The organism is Pseudoalteromonas sp. 2CM37A, from assembly GCF_023161885.1.
In the GTDB taxonomy this organism is placed as follows: domain Bacteria; phylum Pseudomonadota; class Gammaproteobacteria; order Enterobacterales; family Alteromonadaceae; genus Pseudoalteromonas; species Pseudoalteromonas atlantica.
The window spans coordinates 737,620-759,597 of record NZ_JALNTJ010000002.1 but is presented as its reverse complement, the minus strand read 5'-3'; the positions used below and the strand labels follow the sequence as shown (position 1 = coordinate 759,597).

General features: G+C 40.5%; 23 protein-coding genes and 2 pseudogenes. 5 read left to right on the top strand and 20 right to left on the bottom strand.

The genetic code is table 11. The annotated features are described in order from the left end of the window. Positions 1 to 3 precede the first annotated feature (3 nt). Complete coding sequence (locus tag MTF68_RS07075; RefSeq protein WP_054982020.1) at positions 4 to 246, bottom strand: hypothetical protein; 243 nt, start codon at positions 244 to 246, stop codon at positions 4 to 6. Positions 247 to 354: 108 nt separating this feature from the next. Between MTF68_RS07075 and MTF68_RS07070 the strand changes: the two genes are divergently transcribed. Further along, positions 355 to 1,263, top strand: a complete 909-nt coding sequence (locus tag MTF68_RS07070; protein ID WP_054982019.1) for a LysR family transcriptional regulator — start codon at positions 355 to 357, stop codon at positions 1,261 to 1,263. A gap of 119 nt (positions 1,264 to 1,382) precedes the next feature. On the opposite strand, the gene MTF68_RS07065 is transcribed toward MTF68_RS07070, so the two are convergent. The 3 genes from MTF68_RS07065 to MTF68_RS07055 form a co-directional block, all read right to left on the bottom strand. Next, positions 1,383 to 1,625, bottom strand: coding sequence for a hypothetical protein (locus tag MTF68_RS07065; protein ID WP_054982018.1), 243 nt, complete (start codon positions 1,623 to 1,625; stop codon positions 1,383 to 1,385). Positions 1,626 to 1,816: 191 nt separating this feature from the next. Further along, positions 1,817 to 2,548, bottom strand: a complete 732-nt coding sequence (locus tag MTF68_RS07060; RefSeq protein ID WP_054982017.1) for an SDR family oxidoreductase — start codon at positions 2,546 to 2,548, stop codon at positions 1,817 to 1,819. Positions 2,549 to 2,657: 109 nt separating this feature from the next. After that, positions 2,658 to 3,209, bottom strand: coding sequence for a carboxymuconolactone decarboxylase family protein (locus MTF68_RS07055; protein ID WP_054982016.1), 552 nt, complete (start codon positions 3,207 to 3,209; stop codon positions 2,658 to 2,660). A 300-nt stretch (positions 3,210 to 3,509) separates the two neighbouring features. Here MTF68_RS07055 and MTF68_RS07050 point away from each other — a divergent pair, with 300 nt between their 5' ends. After that, positions 3,510 to 4,094: a TetR/AcrR family transcriptional regulator gene (locus MTF68_RS07050; protein ID WP_054982015.1), complete on the top strand. Its 585-nt coding sequence runs from the start codon at positions 3,510 to 3,512 to the stop codon at positions 4,092 to 4,094. Between the two features lie 251 nt (positions 4,095 to 4,345). On the opposite strand, the gene MTF68_RS07045 is transcribed toward MTF68_RS07050, so the two are convergent. Further along, positions 4,346 to 5,230, bottom strand: a complete 885-nt coding sequence (locus MTF68_RS07045) for a LysR family transcriptional regulator (RefSeq protein WP_096042624.1) — start codon at positions 5,228 to 5,230, stop codon at positions 4,346 to 4,348. Positions 5,231 to 5,396: 166 nt separating this feature from the next. On the opposite strand from MTF68_RS07045, the gene MTF68_RS07040 reads away from it, so the two are divergent. Both MTF68_RS07040 and MTF68_RS07035 read left to right on the top strand, forming a co-directional pair. Continuing rightward, entirely contained in the window at positions 5,397 to 5,879 is a 483-nt protein-coding gene (locus tag MTF68_RS07040) for a DUF2938 domain-containing protein (protein ID WP_282448202.1), read from the top strand. Between the two features lie 21 nt (positions 5,880 to 5,900). Further along, on the top strand, positions 5,901 to 6,311 hold the full coding sequence (locus tag MTF68_RS07035) for a hypothetical protein (RefSeq protein WP_138579673.1): 411 nt from the start codon (positions 5,901 to 5,903) through the stop codon (positions 6,309 to 6,311). Between the two features lie 128 nt (positions 6,312 to 6,439). Here MTF68_RS07035 and MTF68_RS07030 read toward each other — a convergent pair whose 3' ends face one another. The 7 genes and pseudogenes from MTF68_RS07030 to MTF68_RS07000 all read right to left on the bottom strand — a co-directional run bounded on the left by MTF68_RS07030 (position 6,440) and on the right by MTF68_RS07000 (position 10,844). Continuing rightward, complete coding sequence (locus tag MTF68_RS07030) at positions 6,440 to 7,030, bottom strand: TetR/AcrR family transcriptional regulator (protein WP_054982011.1); 591 nt, start codon at positions 7,028 to 7,030, stop codon at positions 6,440 to 6,442. Positions 7,031 to 7,156: 126 nt separating this feature from the next. Beyond that, entirely contained in the window at positions 7,157 to 8,107 is a 951-nt protein-coding gene (trxB, locus tag MTF68_RS07025) for a thioredoxin-disulfide reductase (protein WP_248462082.1), read from the bottom strand. 19 nt (positions 8,108 to 8,126) lie between these two features. Then, the gene (locus MTF68_RS07020) at positions 8,127 to 8,450 is read right to left on the bottom strand and encodes a thioredoxin domain-containing protein (RefSeq protein ID WP_248450122.1); all 324 of its coding nucleotides are present in this window, start codon (positions 8,448 to 8,450) and stop codon (positions 8,127 to 8,129) included. Positions 8,451 to 8,993: 543 nt separating this feature from the next. Next, positions 8,994 to 9,482, bottom strand: coding sequence for a GNAT family N-acetyltransferase (locus tag MTF68_RS07015; protein ID WP_121638590.1), 489 nt, complete (start codon positions 9,480 to 9,482; stop codon positions 8,994 to 8,996). 56 nt (positions 9,483 to 9,538) lie between these two features. After that, positions 9,539 to 9,739 (bottom strand): annotated as a pseudogene (locus MTF68_RS07010) (GNAT family N-acetyltransferase); the annotation flags it as partial. A gap of 163 nt (positions 9,740 to 9,902) precedes the next feature. Then, positions 9,903 to 10,144: pseudogene (locus tag MTF68_RS07005) on the bottom strand (GNAT family N-acetyltransferase); the annotation flags it as partial. Between the two features lie 199 nt (positions 10,145 to 10,343). Beyond that, positions 10,344 to 10,844, bottom strand: coding sequence for a lactoylglutathione lyase family protein (locus MTF68_RS07000; RefSeq protein ID WP_054982007.1), 501 nt, complete (start codon positions 10,842 to 10,844; stop codon positions 10,344 to 10,346). A 101-nt stretch (positions 10,845 to 10,945) separates the two neighbouring features. Here MTF68_RS07000 and MTF68_RS06995 point away from each other — a divergent pair, with 101 nt between their 5' ends. After that, on the top strand, positions 10,946 to 11,815 hold the full coding sequence (locus tag MTF68_RS06995) for a LysR family transcriptional regulator (protein ID WP_248462081.1): 870 nt from the start codon (positions 10,946 to 10,948) through the stop codon (positions 11,813 to 11,815). Positions 11,816 to 11,879: 64 nt separating this feature from the next. Here the strand turns inward: MTF68_RS06995 and MTF68_RS06990 are convergent, their stop codons facing one another. The 8 genes from MTF68_RS06990 to MTF68_RS06955 form a co-directional block, all read right to left on the bottom strand. Continuing rightward, positions 11,880 to 12,398 carry a hypothetical protein gene (locus tag MTF68_RS06990; protein WP_248462080.1) on the bottom strand — a complete coding sequence of 173 codons (519 nt, stop codon included), beginning with the start codon at positions 12,396 to 12,398 and terminating at the stop codon, positions 11,880 to 11,882. Next, positions 12,398 to 13,078 carry an MFS transporter gene (locus tag MTF68_RS06985; protein WP_248462079.1) on the bottom strand — a complete coding sequence of 227 codons (681 nt, stop codon included), beginning with the start codon at positions 13,076 to 13,078 and terminating at the stop codon, positions 12,398 to 12,400. Before MTF68_RS06985 ends, MTF68_RS06990 begins: the two co-directional genes overlap by 1 nt. Positions 13,079 to 13,577: 499 nt before the next feature. Beyond that, the gene (locus MTF68_RS06980) at positions 13,578 to 14,657 is read right to left on the bottom strand and encodes a heparan-alpha-glucosaminide N-acetyltransferase domain-containing protein (protein WP_248462078.1); all 1,080 of its coding nucleotides are present in this window, start codon (positions 14,655 to 14,657) and stop codon (positions 13,578 to 13,580) included. Further along, complete coding sequence (locus MTF68_RS06975; protein WP_248462077.1) at positions 14,641 to 15,279, bottom strand: hypothetical protein; 639 nt, start codon at positions 15,277 to 15,279, stop codon at positions 14,641 to 14,643. The genes MTF68_RS06980 and MTF68_RS06975 overlap by 17 nt, the downstream gene beginning before the upstream one ends. After that, positions 15,272 to 17,620: a GNAT family N-acetyltransferase gene (locus MTF68_RS06970; protein WP_248462076.1), complete on the bottom strand. Its 2,349-nt coding sequence runs from the start codon at positions 17,618 to 17,620 to the stop codon at positions 15,272 to 15,274. The genes MTF68_RS06975 and MTF68_RS06970 overlap by 8 nt, the downstream gene beginning before the upstream one ends. A 25-nt stretch (positions 17,621 to 17,645) precedes the next feature. Next, complete coding sequence (locus MTF68_RS06965) at positions 17,646 to 18,824, bottom strand: MFS transporter (RefSeq protein ID WP_248462075.1); 1,179 nt, start codon at positions 18,822 to 18,824, stop codon at positions 17,646 to 17,648. After that, a complete protein-coding gene (locus tag MTF68_RS06960) occupies positions 18,821 to 20,140 on the bottom strand; it encodes a SidA/IucD/PvdA family monooxygenase (RefSeq protein ID WP_248462074.1) in 1,320 nt (439 codons plus the stop codon). Before MTF68_RS06960 ends, MTF68_RS06965 begins: the two co-directional genes overlap by 4 nt. Further along, positions 20,140 to 21,678 carry an aspartate aminotransferase family protein gene (locus MTF68_RS06955; protein ID WP_138685420.1) on the bottom strand — a complete coding sequence of 513 codons (1,539 nt, stop codon included), beginning with the start codon at positions 21,676 to 21,678 and terminating at the stop codon, positions 20,140 to 20,142. The genes MTF68_RS06960 and MTF68_RS06955 overlap by 1 nt, the downstream gene beginning before the upstream one ends. Positions 21,679 to 21,978 lie beyond the last annotated feature (300 nt).

Sequence of the window (21,978 nt, the reverse complement as noted above, 5' to 3'; positions counted from 1 at the left end):
GAATTATTTCTCTTCAGATTCTAATAATACTTTGCTAACAAAAAGCCGAACTGTTGGTGCAACTACAGCTAAAAGCAATAGTGCAGAAGGAATAACTTCTCCTATAGAGTATGACCATGCACTCATAAATGAGACATCGTCAGACACCATTTTCCTGGCCATAATAGCCGTCATGCCCAAAAGCATTGAAGGTAAAACCATTGAGGCTATTAGCGGATATTTAAATTTTTGAGGGAATTTTTTCATATTGGTCACACCTTGAATAATTTAGAGGGCATATTTTAAAGCCTTGCCCTTATTTCAAAAATAGCTATTATTGAAATTTATAAATTCATATTTGAATGATTAGATATTATGGATGCAAAAGAGCTCGGCAATTTATATTGGTTTTGCCTGTCAGTAGAGTGTGGTGGTTACGCCCCGGCTAGTCTTTTAGCTACAGCCTCTGCCCCGACGCTTTCTAGGGCTGTGAGTCAGTTAGAAGAAAAAGTAGGTGAGAAACTCATTCATCGACATGCCAAAAAATTCCAACTCACTAATGCAGGTGAAGAATATTACCGACGCTTTGCTCCTATTTTCAAACAAGTTGATGAACAATGGCTCAACCTTTCTAATACACAGGCAACATTAACGGGTGAGATTTATGTATCGTGTCCAGAGCCTTTCGCTGATTATTTTCTTCAGAATCTAGCAATCGAATTTATGACAGAACATCCCGGTGTTAAAATCCACATTAGTTTCTCTTCTGACACTGAAAACTATATTGATGAACGTATTGATCTCGCGATTGTTACTACACCGAGCAATATACCTACATTAATTCAAAAACCCTTATTTCAAACTGAGCTAGTCTTAGCTGCATCACCCAAATACCTTAAAGCTCAAGGTATTCCCAATAATATAGAGTCATTACTTGAACATAATTTACTTGCAGGAAATACTATACCTTTTTGGGAATTTAAGTACCAAGGTGTAACTACAAAGCTACCTGTAATGGCTAAGTATTCAATAAATAGCCTCCGTTTAATGATTAATGCAGTTAAAGCGGGCATAGGGATAGGCTTGATACCGAAAGAAGTGTTAGAATTTGAAAAAGACGCAGTGCTACAGAGGGTATTGCCCGATGTAGAGTGCCCGAAAGGCAAAGCTTATATTGTATGGAGTGATCGTCAGTTGATTGCTAGTAGGGTGGTCGCATTTAGAGAAAAAATAATTCAAAAAATGGATAAACCATCAGACTTATTTAAATCCATAGTGAGTTAGTTTTGCTAGAACAGATTAAGTGCTAAATACATTAAAAAGATAAGTCTAATAGACCGCTATTGGCTATTATAGTATTGATGACGTTGATAAAAATAAGCGCTTAAAGTCAGTACAACTTCTCATTTTGCTTCTGGCTCTAACAATATTTTCGTCACAAGGAGTTTAATCGTTGGTGCGACAACTAATAATAGCATTATTGCAAAAGGGATAATTTGCTCAATAGAGTTAATCCATGCACTGATAAACGAAGCCTCATCAGGCAGGGTTTTATAGGCCATCACCCCAGACGTTCCTAGCAACATTGAAGATGACACCATAGAAACAGTAAGTGGATATTGATACTTACGCGGAATTTTTTTCATGCTTGCTCCAAGGTGTCATTAAAATTCAGCTTACTGAATAGAAAGTAAATAGCTAAGTCCTAATACAGAAATAATACCAAAGCTTGCCATGGTCCATTTTCTTCTATCTTTCTCTGCTATAACGACAAAAAAAAATAACAGTGCTTGAGAGTAGATAGCCGTATAACCCTTAGCTATTAGCTCAAGATTTACTATGAAAAATCTTTCAAGATAATATTGTCTGCGTAGCTTTGGTAAGCACCTTCAATCATCTTAGCCATATCGTCTGGGAAGAGTAAAAAGTCGCCTTTTTCAAGAGAGTCTATAATGCCTTCAGAGACAGACTCAGCACTTGCTAAGTTATCAAAGCCAGCTCTTTTTCCCATATCTGTTTCAATTGGGCCTGGGTGAACACTAAGTACCTGAACGCCTTTTTCGGCAAATGCGTCTTTCAATCCTTGTGTGATTGAGTAGGATGCAGCTTTAGATGCCGAGTAAGTGGTTTCCTGAAGAAAGTTTTTCATCGATACCACAGAATTCAGTTGGACTAACGCACCTTTATTACGTTCAAGCGCTTTTGCAAAGGCGTTAGCGATACGCACTAAACCATAAACATTAACGTCTATTTCCCTAGCTAAAGACTCAAAAATATTCTCTGCTAAAGGTGTAGTCGACAGCATTATACCTGCGTTGTTAACTACAAGATCGACATCAGTAGCCTCAGCTGCCGCTTTGTTAACTGAGTCGGTGCTTGAAATATCCGTCTGGATAGTTGCTACTTTTTCACCGTATTGCTTTTCTAATGCTTTAGTTGACTCAGGATTGCGCACACCAAGATATACTTTTTTGGCACCGTGTTGCAGAAGTGACTCAACAATGGCTTTACCTATGCCACGATTTGCGCCGGTAACGAAAGCTACTTTGTCTTTAATGATAAAACTCATTTGATATTCCTTTGGTTTAGTATCCGTTGCGATTGCTAAAGTTTTATCGCAACGGAAAATTGATTAGGCTGTAATACAGTATTTACTATAACTGTGCAGTTATAACTCGTTACTTTTTAGTCCATTCAAATTTATTAAACATTGAATCTACTGGTGTTTCAGCAATGTGGTTTACATAGTTGCTGATCACTTTTTGTGATAACCCAAGAATGATTTCTAATACTTGTTGCTGCGCGTAACCTGCGGCAAAGAAAGCATCGACTTGTTCAGGTGTTACGTTGCCGCGTTGGCGTACGATAGCTAGCGTGAAATCTTGAAGCGCTTGTAGTTTCTCTGTTGGCATCGCTTCTTGGTTACGTAACGCCTCAGTTAAAGCGGCATCAACTTTCATTGAGTGTGCAATACCAGTATGAGCTGGCACACAATAATGACACTCATGCTCAACGTTAATTGTTTGCCACACTACAGTTAATTCTTCTGCGTTGAATGATGTTGCTGTAAATAACTGATGTAGCTGTGTATAAGCTTTTAATATTTCTGGTGATTCAGCCATTGCTGCATATAAGCCAGGAACAACACCCATTTGCTTTTTAGCGCCCTCTAAAATTGCTTTGCTTTTTTCTGGTGCTGTTTCTACTGTGTGTAATGTAAATTTGCTCATTTTTAATCTCCAATGACATAGGTTGTTTAGGGGTTGTCCCTATATAAAAAGGGAATAAATCTTGAAGCCCCTTAGTTGATGGAGTGAACTATATACCCACCTGAACGATCGTTCAAGCTATATTTGAGCGATCGTTCAATTATTTTAAATATGTAAATATAATCTATTGTATTTAAATGGATATTTGTCTTGAAATATTTTTGCTTTATTAGAAGTCACCTCTGCTGAGTTTAACTTTACCTAAAGATAAAATATAACTATAATTGAACGACTGTTCATTTAATGTTTTTAGGTGAAGTTATGGCAAAGACCACAACATTTGATCGCCAAGAAGTGATAGATAAGGCAACCAATCTTTATTGGAAGAAAGGCTTTCATGCAACATCAATGCGAAACTTGCAAGACGCGGTAGACCTTCGCCCCGGTAGCATATACTCAGCATTTGGTAATAAAGATGGTTTATTTAAGGAAGCCTTAGCTAACTATGCTGATATGAGCCTGTCACTATTACAGCAATGTAAAGACGAACATGATTCGCCACTTCATGCACTAAAAGCCTTTATGAAGTTAATAATAGTAGAGTCACAAAATAGTGCTCCAAATGGCATTTGTATGCTGTCAAAAACTATTTCAGAATTAACAGATGAGAATCAAGATTTAATTGATGTAACGAAAGCACATCTAGTTAATATATCCTCAGCATTGGTCAAATTAATTGAAGAAGCACAGACATTAGGTGAGGTGGATAAAAATAAAAATGCTGAAGATCTTGCTACCCATGTACAAATTCAAATAACAGGTTTACGTACTTTTGCTAAAATTAATAAAGACAAAAATAAGGTTAGTGCCATGATAGACGATATTTTTACGCATTATCCTTTTTAATAGGAGTTAAGGGTTAATCATATAGGTCTAAAGGATCAAACCTTGGCGGCCTACAACATGCTCCTGATCCTCTGAAAATGGCACTCTCTAGCTACTCAACAACATTAAATACTGTAATAATTGGCAAAGTATTTTACTGTGTCGGATGGCGCTTCGCTTATCCGACCTACACTGGCATATACCTAACAGCTCAAGTTAATCCCCCAAATTATTAATTCTCTTCACCGCCTTACATTTAACAGCAAAGCCATTTACACATTTGAGCGGGTTGACTCTATAAACCCTTTTACATAATCAAGCTGTAAGTCGTCATCGCGCACGCCTACATTCACGCTTTTTTGCAGCCCTTTATTACCTATGCGGATGCCTTTTATGCCTAAACGGCTTTCGTGCGATGACACTAGCCACTCGGGTAATGCTGCCACGCCACGATTGGCAGACACTAATTGCAGCATCATTTCGGTGCTTTCTATGGGTACTCTGCGTCTGGGTTGCACGTTAGCGGGGTCTAAAAATCGGGTATATACATCTAAGCGGTTGTAGCCTACAGGCACGGTATAAAGTATTTGGTCTTCGAGGTCTTGCGCTGTAACAAACGCTTTGTTGTATAACGGGTTTTGCTCGCTCACGACAATACATAAATTGTAGTTAAACACAGACCTAAAGTTTAAGCCCTCTGTATTGACGGGGTCGGGGGTTATTAGCACATCTATTTCGTTGGCTTTTAGCGCTGCTATGCCATCAAATCTAAAGGCACTTTTTATTTCTACGTCTACCTCTGGCCATGCTTTTAAAAATTGCTGAATTTTGCCCATTAACCATTGCTCACACGGGTGGCATTCCATGCCTATACGCATGATTCCTCGCCGGCCTTGGGCAAACTCTTGCAGTACGCGCTCGGCGTGCTCAAATTCGGTGACCATTTTGTCTGCAAGTGAAAGTAAATAAAGCCCCGCCTGAGAATACACCAGCGTATTGCCTTTACGGTGCCACAGTTTTACGCCAAATCGGCGCTCTAATTTAGCAATAGTATGGCTCACAGCCGACTGGCTTAAGTTTAAACTCTCGGCCGCGGCGGTCACGCTTTTAAGGCGTTTAACCTCTTTAATAATGTGTAGATGATTACGCTCAAGCATTATGATTTATATTCATTCCAAAACCAGTTTTTACCATTGGTGTTCATAATGGTGTTTTGGTAATATTATCACATTACATACTCAAGTCTATGCACTTTGCTGTTGTGCTATGTATACACACCAGCAAAACGCCTAGCATTTAACGTATAACCGGGAGACACAGCTTATGTTTAGCGACTCTATCTATACCTTTATATTAATAGGTATAGGGGGCACACTAGTGTTAGATATTTACGCGGGGTTACTCGCTAAGTTTTTTGATTTACCTGCCACAAATTGGCGATTAGTCGGGCGCTGGGTAGGTCATATGAAGTCGGGGCAATTTTATCAGCCTGCACTACCTAAGGCCGAAAAAATACCGGGTGAGCTTACCATTGGTTGGGTTGTACATTACCTAATTGGCATAGCGTACGGGTTAATATTAATGGTGTGTGTAAACACGCAGTGGCTTGATTTGCCAACCATACTACCTGCATTACTTGTTTCATGGTTTGGCATAGTTGCCCCCTTTTTTATTATGATGCCAGGCATGGGGGCGGGTATGGCCTGTGCAAAAACACCTAACCCCACCGTTACGCGCATAAAAAGCTTTGTAGGGCACACCATATTTGGCTTAGGCATGTTTTTAACCGCACTGGTTTTAGCATAATTTTAAGTAGGAAAGCAGACTATGAACATTTTAAATTTAAGCACCTATTCTACGCATATAAAAATAGTGGGCTTATTAGCTATTGTTATTTCAATAGCTGCGTGGAGCACAGATTTATTAGGCATTGTGTATGCGTGCCCCTATTGTAGAGTGCAGCGCTCAGTAATAGGCCTGTTAGGCTTATTATTAATAACGCCTGCGGTTACACACTGGATAGGCAAATATTTCTCTTTAGTAATTGGTTTTTTTGGCGCTACAGTGGCTGCTAATCAGCACTTTATGGGCTGGAAAAAAATATCAGCAGGCACCTTTGAATTTAAAGATAACCTGTTAGTTGACCCATTTATTTTATCGGCCTGTGCACTAACAGGTATTATTGGGCTCACTTATTTAGCAATAACAGCCGCAAAGTTACCTGCTAAAACGGCTTAACATTTAGTACCGTAGCTAAAACAAACAAGGCGCACTTTTTATTAAAAGTGCGCCTTGTTTTTTTATATATAAATTTAATTTAGTTACGTTAAATCTGTTTTTTCTATGCGCTTAAAGCAATCTACTTATTACCACCTATCTAAAAATAACTCACAGGCTTCTAAAAGCTTTTCCCGTGCAATGCCGTCTCTTGATTGAATAGAAAGGCCATTAATAAAGGTATCTAAAATTAGCATAAATTGCTCTACGGGCATTTCTTGTTGCCACTCTTGCTGGGCTGTTCCGCGCTCTATGCATTTTACAAGCGCTTTACGAATGTCGTTGCGTACCGACAGCGCCATTTGCTCAACTTCTTTATTTTCGTCGCCGCAATTTAAGCCAGATAAAACAATCATGCAACCCGATGGTTGCTTAGTTGAGGTTTGCATATGAATGGTTTTAAACACCATGTTTTTAATCGCTGCTTTTGCAGGAACCGACTCGTTTTCTAGCTCCGAAAAGGTCTCTCCACAGGTGCTGGTATAAAGTGCTAAACATTCACTGTATAGAGCTTGCTTTGAGCCAAATGCTGCGTAAAAACTCGCAGATGAAATATTGCCTAACACTTTGCGTAGCTCAGCTAAAGAAGTGGATTCGTAGCCTTTTTGCCAAAATAAATCCATTGCACTTTTTATTGCATCTTCACGGTTAAACTGGCGTGGGCGTCCGGTTCGGGCCATATAAATTACCTCAAGTAAGTAAATTTTAAATAAGTGTATTGTTAGTTAAAACACTCAAGCCCGAAATACTAAGTATTGTCGGGCATTGTGCTGATCATATCATAAGTTTTAAATACAGTTGCTGTGCTAAGCACCTAAGCGAGTAAAGTATTGCTCTACATCTAATGCTGCTTTACACCCAGAACCTGCAGATGTAATTGCCTGCCTATAATGGTTATCGCTTACATCACCTGCGGCAAATACGCCGGGAATATTCGTTAATGTTTCACCATTTTCAAACCCAGAATACACATTAATGTAGCCATCGCGCATATCAAGCTGATCTTTAAAAATATGTGTATTAGGCTGATGCCCAATGGCAATAAACACGCCATTAACGCTCAGTGTTTCTCTATTGTGCTCCGCTAACGTTGATTTAATAGTAATTCCTGTAACGCCGTTAGCGTCACCCACTATTTCATCAACCTGGTTATTCCACTTAATAGTTACTTTACCTTGCGCTACTTTATCAAATAGGCGCTGTTGTAAAACCTTTTCGGCACTGAGTGAATCACGACGGTGAATAAGCGTAACGTGCGAGGCAATATTAGCTAAATATAAAGCCTCTTCTACAGCGGTATTACCACCGCCAACCACAGCTACGCTTTGGTTTTTATAAAAAAAGCCATCGCAGGTTGCACATGCCGATACACCCTTACCTTTAAACTCGGTCTCGCTTGGTAGGCCAAGGTACTTTGCCGATGCGCCCGTAGAAATAATTAACGCATCAGCTGTGTAAGTCTGCTGACCTTTAAGCACAAACGGTCTTTGCTGCAGGTCAACATGTGTAATGTAGTCATGCACTATTTCGGTATCAAAATTTTCAGCATGCTCTTTAAACTGCCTCATCAGTTGTGGCCCCTGAATACCCGTTGGGTATCCTGGCCAATTTTCAACATCAGTTGTTGTTGTGAGTTGCCCACCCACTTCAAGGCCAGTAATTAATAATGGCTCAAGGTTTGCTCTAGCTGCATAAATAGCGGCAGTGTAACCAGCAGGCCCTGAACCCAAAATTATCAACTTTCGATGTGTGCTCATTTATCACCTCTTTGGCGTACTAATCTTTTAAAATTAGCGCTTGTAGCTCTGGCGCAGGCATCATACCTACAGAGCGATTCATTTCTTTACCGTTTTTAAATACAACAACAGTAGGAATACTTCTTACCGCTAATTTGGCTGCAACTGATGGAAAATCATCAATATTAAGCTCACCCATAATAATATTTTCATCAGCGAGGTTATCGGCTACTTGCTCGTAAATAGGCGACATCATTTGGCATGGAGCACACCACTCAGCCCATAGTCTTACAACTAATTTGGCGTCTTTTTTGTTTAGCGATTCGAAGTTTTCATCATTTAATTTAATTACTTGGTTAGTCATTTTTGGCTCCTAGTTAAAAATAAAATCGACCCACAGTGACACACCTATATTTCGCCTAACAGGTCATTTATATATGCAAAATACGCATAATAAATATCAGAGCTATAAACGTGTTTTAAAAAGATGCTATTTAAAATAAGAGGAACAAACTCTTAAAAATATCAACTTAAAACACATTACCCAGAACACTTGTGGATCGATTGATCCGAAATTTACACTCAAGAATAGCGAGTGTCAACAACTTATAGAACACTCATTCCACAAATAAGTGAAATTAACACTCAAAAAGCCGCACTCATAAATTAATTTGAAGCGACTTTGTTTTTATTTTTTAAATTAAAGCAATAGGTTATAAAGTAAAAAAACAACGCAGCTAGGAGCTGAAATTTAAAATAATTAATTTATGGTTTTTGAGAAAAGAGTAGAGAAGGTGAGCAATATACATTCTGAGGTTGTGAGTTTTTCTTAAATAATTTGAATAATAAATGCGATTTAAAAGCATAATAATGAACGCACATTGTATTTATTATGCTATTTGAAGGTTTAGAGGCCTACAACGGCGCTGCGCCTTTCCATTAAAGTTACATTGCGCCATACGCCATGCAGTTGGCCTAATTTTTCTCGGTTTCCAACTTGCCTAAAACCATTACGAGTATGTAGTGTAATGCTGCTTATGTTTTCAGGGAATATACTGGCTTGTAGCATCCATATACCGTTTTTTTCTGATTCTTTAATGAGTGCACAAAGTAATGCGTGCCCCAAGCCTTTACCTTGGGCTTGGCTTGCAACATATACACTTACCTCGGCAACGCCCGAGTAAACCTCACGGCTTGAAACCGCAGATAACCCGGCCCAGCCAAGCACCTTTTCATCCTCAACTGCAACAAGACGACAACAGTTGAGCATAGAACTATTCCATTGTTCCCAATTTTTAGCTTCAGTTTGAAAGGTCGCGTTGCCGGTATCAATGCCTTGCTGATAAATATTTTGAACGGCTAAAAAGTCGTTCTCTGCAAATGGCCTTATGATCACAGTATTTCCTTAAAACTATTATCATTCTTTAAAATTAGCGCTTACTTATAAATGAGTTAACGGCTAATTTTAATTACCGCTAACATATCGTCTTCGTCCTCATCGAGGCCAACTTCCTCAAACCCAAAACTTGAATAAAAATCTTTAGCTATTGGGTTTTGCGGGTTATAACAAATCTCGATTTGTACAAGCTTAGAAATCGTTTTAATCTCTTCAATTGCCATAGCCAGTGCTTTGCGCCCAATGCCTTTATTTTGATAATACCAACTCCATTAAGTATGTGTTCTAAATTTTACGCCGAAAAAACAATTCAGTTCTAGGCGTAAATTGATGTAAATGGTTGTTCCCTTTACGAAATTTAAAACAAAGAAATGGGTTGTTTTAGCAAGTAAAATAGAGCAGCTATTTATTGGAGTTGGTATAAGTTTGATCATCCATAAAGCGCCAAATAGAAACCTTTTTAGGGGTTTCTTGTACCCACATAAAAAAGCCAACTGGCAGAGCATTTAGGAAAACGCTTTACAGGTATACCCGCTATTATAGTGCGCCTCAACTAACGACCACATATTACACGCTACGTATTCTTCTTGCGTTTTAGTAACATCCAATTCGCATATGGCTTCGTAATTATTGGTGGTGATGTCTTCCAGTGACAGATTCATGTTTTTCCTTTAGAACAACTTTGTGCAATTAGTAAGCTATCAGTGTATGTACCTATAATCAATCAAATGAAGATATTGATTTTTATACACCCAATATTAGCCAAATTAATAATCGACAAGTCTATTTAAAACAAAAAGGCCGCAGTAAATAAATACTGCGGCCTTTGTTTTTAGCTAAACTTTTTTAAATTAGCTACGTTTAGTAAGCGCCTGCGCTGTAAATAAGCTCGTAGCTGTGGCTGTAAATCTCAAGGATGTTACCAAACGGGTCTTCCATGTAGATCATGCGGTACGGCTTTTCGCCAGGGTAGTAGTAACGTGGCTCTGGCATACGTTTTTTACCACCTGCAGCAACAATACGCTCCGCTAAGCCTTCAACATCTGGGTCTTGTACACAAAAATGGAAGATACCGGTTTTCCAGTATTCAAAGTTGTCTTTAGGGTTTTCTTGGTCTTTAAATTCAAAAATTTCTACACCAATACGGTCGCCTGTTGAAAGGTGCGCTATTTTAAATTTTTCCCAATTTGGACCAAATACATCGGTGCACATTTCGCCAATGGGGCTGTTATCTTCAGTGATCACGGTAGGCTCCATTATGGTGTACCAGCCCATCACCTTAGTGTAAAACTCTACGGCTTTTTCAACATCTGGTACTGAAATACCAATGTGCGAAAAACTACGTGGATATGTATGACTCATAATGCTTCCTCTTTAACTGTAATTAGTTGATGGAGTTAGTTTACGAACCCGTACTTATTAAGTAAAATTATCATTAATCATCATTTTGAGTATGTTTTGTAATGATAAACCCGACATGGTTAAACACGTTTTGTACGTTGGTTGAGGTAAATCATTTTACCCAAACCGCCGAGCGCTTATTTATGACCCAATCGGGCGTAAGCCAGCATATTAAAAAGCTAGAGCAGCAAGTAAACTGCGCGCTATTAGAGCGCCACGGCAAACAATTTACCCTTACCGTACATGGGCAAAATTTGTATCAGCAAGGCAGTTTGTTATTAAAAGAATGGCAATTTTTAGAACAACAATTAAAAGATGACTCGCCTTACAGCGGCCTAGTAAAAATACAATCGCCAGGTAGCTGTGGGCTACAATTTTATAGCCAATTATTAGCATTACAGGCTGAGCATACCGAGCTTAATATTGATTATCGCTTTGCACCTAATACCAGTGTAGAGCAAGCGGTGGCAAACCACAGTGCCGACATAGGCTTTTTAACCCAAGCCCCCACGCTTAGCGAAGTTACCAGCCATAAAATTGGCCAAGAAGCTTTATTATTAGTAACCCCCACACATATTAAAAACCCAACATGGGAGGTTTTATGTGAGCTTGGCTTTATTGGCCACCCCGATGCAAAACACCACGCGCAGCTATTACTTAGCGAAAACTACAGCGAGTTTGAGCATGTTGATCAAATTAAGCGTACGGGGTTTTCTAACCAAATAAGTTTAATACTCGAGCCGGTAAGTTTAGGGCTAGGTTTTACTGTTTTACCTGCTTATGCGGTGGGCGCATTTAATAAACCAGCGCTTATAAAAACGCATCATTTAGCTAATCCAATCAGCGAAAATATTTATGTGTGTCATCATCGTAACAGGCCAATGGCAAAGCGCATGCACACGGTAATTGAGGCGATAAAAGCGGGGGAATAATTTTTTTAAAAGGCAGTACAGCCAGCTTTAATTTGCTGTACTGCCTTTTTGGGTTTTAGCGTGTTTAAACCTTAGACATATAGGCGCTTACATACGCCTTATTTTTAAATACCAACCATAAAGTAAGCGCTATAAGGCCAATACTTAGCTGAATAACACCTAAGTTTTTAATTAATGTTTGTGCATTAAGCGATACAAGCGCCATGCCTATTGCGCCTGCAATCATAGAGCAAAACTGAATAACGGCCACAGCAGAGCCCGTGTCCGTTGTTTGTTGTTCTAACATTAAATTAGTACCGGGCACGCGGGTAATAATAACGGTTAGGGTGGCTATTGCTGCCAATGCACCAAATACCCAAGGCGATAAACCGCCTATAAAAATGGTACTTATACCGCATGCTGTTAGGGTTAAAAAACTCGCAGTAATTATTTTTTTTACCGATACACGTTTAGAAAGCCGCATATAAATTGTTGGCCCAAACGAGGCGCACACAGCATTCGCTGCAAAGGCGTAACTAAAGGTTTGTTCAGACAAACCAAACCCGTTGATATATACATAAGAGCCCGCCGCTAAAAACGACATTAACGCCATAGGCACAATAGTAAAAACAGCCAATAGCGATAAAATGGCGGATTTTTAACTACTACAGCTAATCGCCCCCACGACTGAAAAACAGAGCCGGCGTAGCGTGTATGTAAGGTTTCGCGGTAAAAAAAGGTAAATAACATAGCCACCGAGCCAAACACAGCTAAAGCAGCAAACATCATATGCCAATTAGCAATTTTTAGTAGCAATGCGCCCAGCACAGGCGCCACCATAGGGGCAATAATAACCAGCGACATAATAGTGGCGATAATTTTTTCTCGCTCGCGGCCATCGTACAAATCTTTTACTATTGCCGTGGCTACAACCGTTACTGCACTTCCGCCAAAGGCTTGTAATAAACGCGCGCCTATAAGCATTTCTACAAAATTAGATAACGCACAAAGCACACTGCCTATTACGTATATTCCAAGGCCCATAAGCAAAATAGGTTTACGGCCAAATTTCTCACTTAGTGGGCCCCAAAATAATAGTCCTATGGCGTAGGCTGCAAAATATACGCTAAGTGTTAAGTTAACCATGGCTTGGTTAGTATTTAGTTTCTCTACCATAGTAGGTAAAGCAGGAAGATATAAATCGGTAGTTAAAGGGGGAAATGCACTAGGGCGTGTTGATCTTTGATGATTAAATTTGCAGCAGTATGTTTGGTTTTTAGGCAAGGCAGAGCCTATGAAGTGTGGTTATTCCCCATTAATAGGCGATAACGCAGCATAAATGCCAAACATGCGCTGCCCTTCGGGTTCTGCCTAGGGACGATAAACTCTTTGTTACTCGGTTTTTACTTAGCCCACTAGGTTACAAACCTCGCGCCGCGATTTAATCGCCCCTAGATTGAACAAATTTCAATCCGCAAAGATCAACACGCCCTAAAATAACTAAAAAAATTAACGTGCCAGTTTTGCCTAATACAGGCTGTTCTACTTTCAAACTAAACTCCAAAAAAAACAAAGTAACTGACTAATACACAATCTTGCTTATAAATAACGTGGTAAATGCAAAGCACGACTGCACTCATTACCTACTTAATAGACTCCTTTTGTATGCTCCACGTTATAAGTAGATTTTATATACTCTTAGCCCATGTGTATATTGCTCATTTTTTATGTTCGTTTTTTATGGCTGGCTATTACTTTACCAGTAATAGCCAGAGAGTTTAATTTATGCTGTACGCTTAGGCTTTTGCTTAATAGCGAGTATGGTTTGCTTAGCTTGCAAATACACTTTGTGCACTGCAAAGGTTAATAAGCTCATAAGTACCATTAAGCACAACGTTGGCCAAAGCGACTGTGTATGATAACCAAACACGCCCATAAGCCAGCAAATTAGCACCCATTGAATAATGTAAAGGGCCGTTACATGTTTGCTCGCATATAAAAGAGCGCGTGTAATAGGGCCATTAAATTTATTGGCAATGGCATATTCTATTAAGGCTAATGCACATAAATTTAAACCAACTAAATAAATAATACCGCCGCCATTTAAGTGAAAAAAGTTACCAAACTGGCCTTTAAAATCAATAAATAACCACACTGAACCAATCACTAATAATGCGGCCCCTAACTTTGCACACACATTAAATAAATACGCTGCATTACGCTGGCTATTTATATATACACGCCCAAGCACGTAGCCGGTTAATATAGCGCTTACCCATGGAAATACCGGAAAATAAACTTGGTAGTTATTAGCAAAAAACAAATCACTAATGTAAGGCGAAAGCGCAAACTGCTGCCCCCTAACAAACTGGCTTACAAGTGCAATAGCCATGGCTAAACATGTAATCCATGTGGTTTTCCAGCGGGCAATATTAAGCGCGCCAAACAGCACTAAGCTCACCCCAGCAAGTTGTAAAATATCACCGGTTAACACCATAAATTGTAACTGCCCAGCACTGAGCGGGCTTTGCCAGCCATAGGCATTTATAAATGCCTCGGGCATGGTATTAAATACCTCAATGGGTAGCCAAAATTTTGCCACATTCATTAAATAGGCAAGTAGTAAAAGCTGTATACCACGCTTAATTAATAACATGGGGGTTTGCCTGCGCGAAAGCGCCATAGACAGCCCCATTGCCACTAAAAACGAGGCGGTGCCTTTGCCAAGTATATGGATAACAGCCCCAAATAGGCTCTCACTTTGAAGCGTTGTGCTCGAGTACATCCATAAAGTGTGTACCAAAATCATAATAAAAACGCTCGCTCCTCGGGCAAGGTCTATCGTTTTAAGACGTGTGTTCATTGGTTTTAATATCCTTTTTAGGGCAGGTTTGGCATTTGCTGTAACCAGCTAAATAATAACGACAGCACGTTAAGCGACCGGCCGTTAATTTAAATGGGGTGTTTAAATTAAAGTGATTGCTGATTAAATTGTGTAGCTGCTGATGGCAATGTGTAGTGTGATCAGCGCTTGCTAAATTTAAGCTATGGGCGCGCTCAAATGCGCTGTTAAGGGTGTCAATTAATAAGCGCCCTTGCTCTTTTTTTCCCAGCGCATAATCGGTATTTATCCACTTTCCTACACAGCTAATAAACTCAATAAGTGCATTGTTTTGCTCAGCTTTACTTAATATAGGCGCACCGCTGAGGTTAAACCCTCGGCTATAAGCGCCATTAATTTTAAGCTGTAATTGCATGGGGTTATGTGCATTTTGTTTAGAAGTATGCCAATAACAATAGGCATACATAGTTTGCCAACAAAGCTGCAAATATAAATGCCGACTAATAAATTGCCCAGGCGCATGTGGGTAGTGCGCCTTGCAATGAATCGCTAATGTGCGCACTAAATCTAAGCTTGGGTGAGCCGCAGTAGCTGGCTCATCTGGGCAAAATAAAAAGTGCGCAAGGGTTACTGGCTTAGCCATACAGCTTTGCCGATACCGGGTTATTTAAACTTCCGGCAAACTGTAAACTGCCTGCTGGGTCGGTTAAATCAACCATTTGTTTATTATTGCCAAGCTGCAAGCGGTTTAAGCAAGAGTGTGCAAATTCATCACTAAAAAAGTCATACTCTTTAAAACGCGCATTTAAGGCAGGGTTAGCCTGTTGATACGCTTTAACACTTTGCGCAACGCCGTGCCAAAAGTCGTGCTCGGTAATGCGCTCTTCTCTTACTAAAATAGCCACTAGGTATCTAAAAAAGCAGTCAAATACATCGGTAAATATGCTCAGTAATTCAAGCTCTTTTGGCATAGCAATATGAATACGCGAAACCTCATCAGGTAAAGGTTCAGTGCTATTAAGCAGCGCTACTTCTTCGCCTATGTCTTTCATGTAGGCGCCTACAGGGACTGAATTTTTAAGCTTTAAAATAAGGTTTTCGCCGTGCGGCATAAACACTAATTTATGGGCATAAAAACAATGCACTAACGGGATAAGATAGGCGTTAAAATAGTGTTGCAGCCAAGCGTGAGTGCTTAAACCACTTTGATCTATTAATGCACCTGCCATACTTTTACCGTTGTTATCTAGGTGCAGTAGTGCGGCCATGGTGGTGAGCTGCTCATTATTTTGTAAGTTATGGTTTGGGTTTTCGCGCCATAAACAGGCAAACATTTTACGATACGGTGTATCGCCCAATGCGCTTTGCTCAAAGGTATGATGCGCATACCCTAAGGTGGCGTACTCTCTTAGTGCAGTAAAATTGCACGCGCTAAGCGTGGGGTCGTAGTTTACTTTATTAAATACCCAATCATTTATAGCCGGGGTTACCGCCATATAAGCGCGCGAAAGCCCGCGCATAAAACCCATATTTAAAATAGACAGCGCCACTTTTAAATACGGCTTATGCGGATGCGAGCAGTTATATAAGGTGCGAATAGATTGTTGCGCTTGATATAAATCGTCGCCTTCACCTAAGTAAACTAAACGGTTATTGGCAAACTCGTTGGCAAACACCACACTTAATTTATGTTGGTATTGCCACGGGTGCGCTGGTATTAATAGGTAGTCGTCGGGGTTTAGGTTTTGCGTTTTTAGCGCTTTGTTAAACGCATTACGAGTGGTTAAATCAAGCTCGCCACTAATATGGCTTGGGTAATCACTAAAGTATTCACTATAAGCAAAATCACATACTGTTTTGTGCGCCGCTAACCACAGCACTTTAAACGGTTTACCCACCTCTGGCGCATAGCGTAAAAAGTCGGTTTTGCTAAAACCAATTCGGCCATTATTAGCCACAAACGCAGGGTGGCCTTCGCTCATTGCAGCCTCTATTTGTTGCAGCCCTAATTGCGCAAGTTCGGCTGCGCTAAGAGTGTTGTTTTCGCGTTTATAACAGGCACTGGCAAGTGTGGCGTTAAGCTCTTCAAGGTAGGTGGCTAAACGCTCGCCAGTTAAACCCAGCGCAGGGCCTTGCACGCTAAAAAAGTGCAGTACATCAAGCGCTACTTGCTCGTTGTTAAGGTTATAAAAGCATAAGCTTGGCTCGTCTATATCTATGTGATTAAGCGCCATAGCACGGCCATTAAATATAAAATAACCTCCTTCAATATTTACTTTAAAACCTTGTGGGGTTTGCTCTGCAACCAATAAGCGCTCGTGTACCAGTTCGCTAATGGCTTTACTTTGTAAGTGCCTGTTTGCCCATTGCCAGTGGTCAAACTTTATATAGTCGGTGTTTATTGGCATTTGCGCTTTGTGATGTAAATTAACGTGCGTTTCAAACGCAGCTTTATTACAAAACCCAAGGTAGGCGTTTTTATCACCAAGGGTTATTTGCTTAGTATGCACAAAGCCTAAACGCTTATTTAAGGTATGAATTTTACTATTGGCAATATCGGGCTCTACTACTACGCGTGCATCGGCATTATGAGTAAAAATACTGTGCAATACGCACTGCATTATTTCAAAACTAAAATGGCGTTTAGGCTGTGTATTTGGGGCAAGTAAAATATGCATGCCGGTATCGTTTGGCTGTACCTCATAGGCAGCTGCGAGTAGCTTGTCGTGCTTTGGGCTGTAAAGCTCAACTAAGGCAAGCAGCTCATTATTTTGCTCAATAACATAGGCATGATGGTGCGGGTTGTTAATTATATCTTGGTAGGCGCTGCACATTTGCTCGTGTGTGTGTTTACTCATACCCCAAAAATGGGCGTAAGGTAGTGTAAGCCACTGGCAGATTATGGGCATATCGCTTTGCTGTAGTAACCGCATAGTCACATTACCGGTGTGTTGTAACGTGGCTACAAAAGATGAAAAATACATAAAAACTCCTAAATCTTTTTAAATATTAAGTGGCTGTGTGTGCAGCTTGGCCAACAAATTTAACGCGCCATAGCAAAATAGCGCCAAGGCTTGCAAAGCCAATGGCAGCAAAGTAAAAAGGCACGGTGGTATTAAAATATTCCACACTCATACCCACTAATAACGACGCTAAAATAACGCCAATATTTTGCGCAACATGCACTTTGGCAAAATCACTGCCGTAGTGAGCAGGCTCGCTTTTAGCAAATAGCATCACTTCTAATAAAACCATGACCTGAAATAGCGCTATACCGTATAAAACGCGAGAGCTGACAACTAACCACACCGACTCTTGCGCCTGTAAATAAAGCCCAATAGCGCCAAAAATAAGAGCACACAACAATGTACTGGTGCGGCTAAGCGTAGGAAAAGGTAAGTGCTGCCGAAAGTGGTTAAACAACAGCATAAGTAGGGCTGCAAAAGCAGGAATGGCGTACACAAGCGCACTTTGGAATGCACTACTTTGCGCGCTCATTCCTTGCCAATGGGTAGTAAAAAACGGCCTAATTAAAAACGCACTAAAGTAAACAACCACGCTTATAAAGCAAAATTGCCAAATAAAATACGGTGTACGAGTACGTGGTTTTTCGCTTTCAATCGCTTGCTGATAAATACCTAACTTTAAGCTCACCATTAAATAGGCGCACAGCAGCACTTGTATTACATCGCCCGCAGCACTTAATAACAATGCATAACGCGGAGCGTTCAAACTAAAAAAGTACCCGCCCACTAACGCGCCACCAATAGCACCAAAGTGCATAAGTACCGAAAACAAGCCAATAATAGAAAGATGCTTACTTTGCTGCTCTAAACGCAGTGCAAACGGGTAAATAAGCAGGTAACTGGCTTTGAGCACCAACATAAGCTGATAATAAAACCAAAACTCCCACACGTTAGTTGCAAAATAACAAAGTAAACCAAAGCAGGCGGCAATAACTTGCGTTACAAGCCAAAGAGCCAGCTCGTGGTATTTTTTGGCAACCTTTGCCCACAGGGGCAACGCGAGCATAACGGTAATACAACAGTTAGCTACAAACACGCCAATAAGTGTGGGGTTACTTACAGAAAATTCGCTGGCAAAAAATTGCGGATAAAACGGCAGTAATAAGGTGTCGCACACGACCGAAATAACCGTAAGCAAAATAAGCGCTAAACGTAAACTCATGCGGCGTTACTCTTTTGCTGTGAATGGGTTTCTACATCGCTTAAATCAAAACACTGAAAAGCAATTTTTTGCTCAACCTGATACGGCGCATAACCGAGTATTTCGCGCAAAATTATACTGTTGCGATAACACGCCATGCCTAAATCGGGGGTTACAAAACCATGGGTGTGCTGCTCTGCATTTTGTACAAATATACGTTTTTGCTCGCTATCTATTGCATACTCGCGGCTAACTAAGTAGCGGCCTTGCTCATCTTCTGGGAGTTGCTGTGCAATGGGGTTTAAAAAAGCAGGGCGCTTGTATTTAAAGCCTGTGGCACAAATTAAGTAATCGGTTTTTATTTCAAAGGCTTCATTTAGCTCTTGATGATAAAACTCAGTGACTAAGCGACCAGCACTTTTACGTGTATTGGTAAGCTTGCTGTTAGTTTTAAATGTGGTAGAAATGGGCCCATCTAGGCTTTGCGCGTAAAGGGTGTCAAAAATGTCATTAATTAAATCGCCATTAATGCCTTTAAATAAGTTTTTTTGATTTTGATTAAGCCAATCTCGTTGCTCAGTTTTTAAATTATAAAAGTAATCAACATACTCAGGAGAGGTCATTTCAAGGGTGAGTTTAGTGTATTCCAGCGGAAAATAACGCGGCGATCGCGCAATCCAATCTAGTTGCAAACCTTGTGGCACAGCTTGTTGTAATAAGGTGTGATAAATTTCAGCCGCACTTTGTCCAGCTCCTACAACCGTAACGCGTTTAGCCGCTTTTAGCTCATCAAGGCGGTGGCAAAAATCGCTACTGTGCAGTACGTTATTAGAATTACTTTGCACTGCACAATCAGGAATATATGGGGCAGGGCCGGTGCCAAGCACTAAGTGGCGCGTAACATAGTGCTGCTCCCCATTTGGGGTTTTACAGGTAACGGTATAGCACTCACTTTGCTGGCAAAACTCAACCTTAGTTACACTTTGCTCAAAGCTTACGTTGCTAAGCTGCGAGCACACCCACTGGCAATAGAGATTGTATTCTTTACGCAGTAAAAAAAAGCTCTCGCGAATATAAAATGGGTATAAGCGATTATTAAGCTTGGCATAATTTAAAAAACTGTACTTACTGGTAGGGTCTGCAAGAGTCACTAAGTCAGACATAAACGGCGTTTGCAAGGTAACACCTTCTAGCATCATTCCGGGGTGCCAATCAAATTGGCTACGCTGCTCTAAAAATAAGCTTTTAACACCCTCTAGCGGCTCACTTAAACACGCTAACGATAAATTAAACGGGCCAAGGCCAATGGCTATAAAGTCATAGGGTTGGTTACTCATTATTTTTGCTCCTTATACGTTTGCCACGCAATAGTGCTAATTTGTTCAAGCACGGCGCGCACATCGCTCAATTGGCACTGGGCATTAAGTAACGTAAATTTAAGGTAATGACGGCCGTTAATTTTGGTGCGCGCAATCATGGCTTCACCAGTATTTAAGAATGTTTGGCGTACGTGCAGGTTTAGGGTGTCGAGTAAATCGGGGTTATGTTTTAGCTCCTCTGGCGCAAAGCGAAATACCAGCGCGCTAAGCTCTGGGTAATTTATAACTTCAAAATCTGGGTGGTCGTTAAGAACAATGTGGGTTTGACGAGCAAGGCCAATTACTTTATCAAACGCTCGCCCAAGTGGCGCTTCACCCATGGTGCGCAGTGTTAACCACAGTTTTAAGGCATCAAAACGGCGTGTGGTCTGTAAGCTTTTATCAACTAAATTTGGCGTGCCATTGCCGGCCTCAGCAAGCGGGTTTAGATAGTCAGCGTAAAGGGTAATATGGCTAAAGTGGCGTTTGTCACTTAATAAAAAAGCACTGCAGCTAACCGGTTGCATAAACGATTTATGGTAATCAATGGTAATTGAATCTACTTGTTCTATGCCGTTTAAAGCACTTCGGTGATGCTCGCTTACCAATAAACCACCGCCGTATGCGCCGTCAACATGGCACCAAAGCTGCTCTTTTTTAGCAAGTTTTGCTATGTCTTCAACAGGGTCAATTGAGCCAAAATCGGTTGTACCTGCGGTAATTACCACAGCGATAGGTAAATCGCCCTTCGCTTTAGAATCCGCAATGGCGTGGTTAAGTGCGTCCATATCCATTTGCATTTTATTGTTTGTAGCCACGGGCACTACCGCGTTATAACCAAGGCCCAATAATGCCGCTGCCTTTTGAATACTAAAATGCGCAACCTCAGAGCAATAAATACGAAAACGAGAGGCTACTTCAGGCAAGCCTTGCAGTTTTACTTCATGATTAGGTGCATAGCGGCTCACTGCGACTTCGCGAGCAACAAGCATAGCCATTAAGTTCGATTGCGTACCACCACTGGTAAAAACGCCATCGGCAGTGCTAGGTAATTTTGCTTTTTCACAGCTCCAATCTATTAATTTTTGTTCAATAAGGGTCGCGCCAGCGCTTTGATCCCAGGTGTCTACCGACGTATTGATTGCGCCAATGATGTGCTCAGCCACAACTGCAGGGTACGTAACGGGGCAATTTAAATGCGCCATATAACGCGGATGATGAAAATACACAGCGTGATCTAAATACACACTTTTAAGCTCGTTTAATACTGCAGGAAAATCAGCAAGAGGTTTGGCTAAATCTACATCATTTACAGTGGCGGCAAGCGTATTAACAGACACGCCAGAAAACGGCTTTTGCGCTTTAGCCATAGCTTGTTGTACAGCCGAAAGCCCCTGCAACGACGCTATTTGGTAGTTAATAAACTGATCGAGATTAAATTGAGGAGGTAACCCGTTTTGCTCAAATATTGCTTTATTTTCGACAGGGCTGAGCTGCGCCGATTGTAATTGTGACATATTCGCTCCTTGGTTGTACTTGTATTGGGGTTGAGGATCTTAATAGTAACAATTTGCATTTACAATAATGATTAAGGGTTAGATATAGGTTTATTTTCGCAATTAGGAGTGACTGATTAGTTATAAGGAATTACTTTTAAAACTAACAAAGTATATAAAATGAGCTATGGGAAGGTGCCAAAATGCGCGCTAAATAATCACAGTTTGTAAAATAGTGCGCTAGTTGAAATATAAGAGATGGGAGGGGTAGCAAAAAGCGAACGTATTATAAGTGTGCAGTACCACTATAAGAAGTAAACC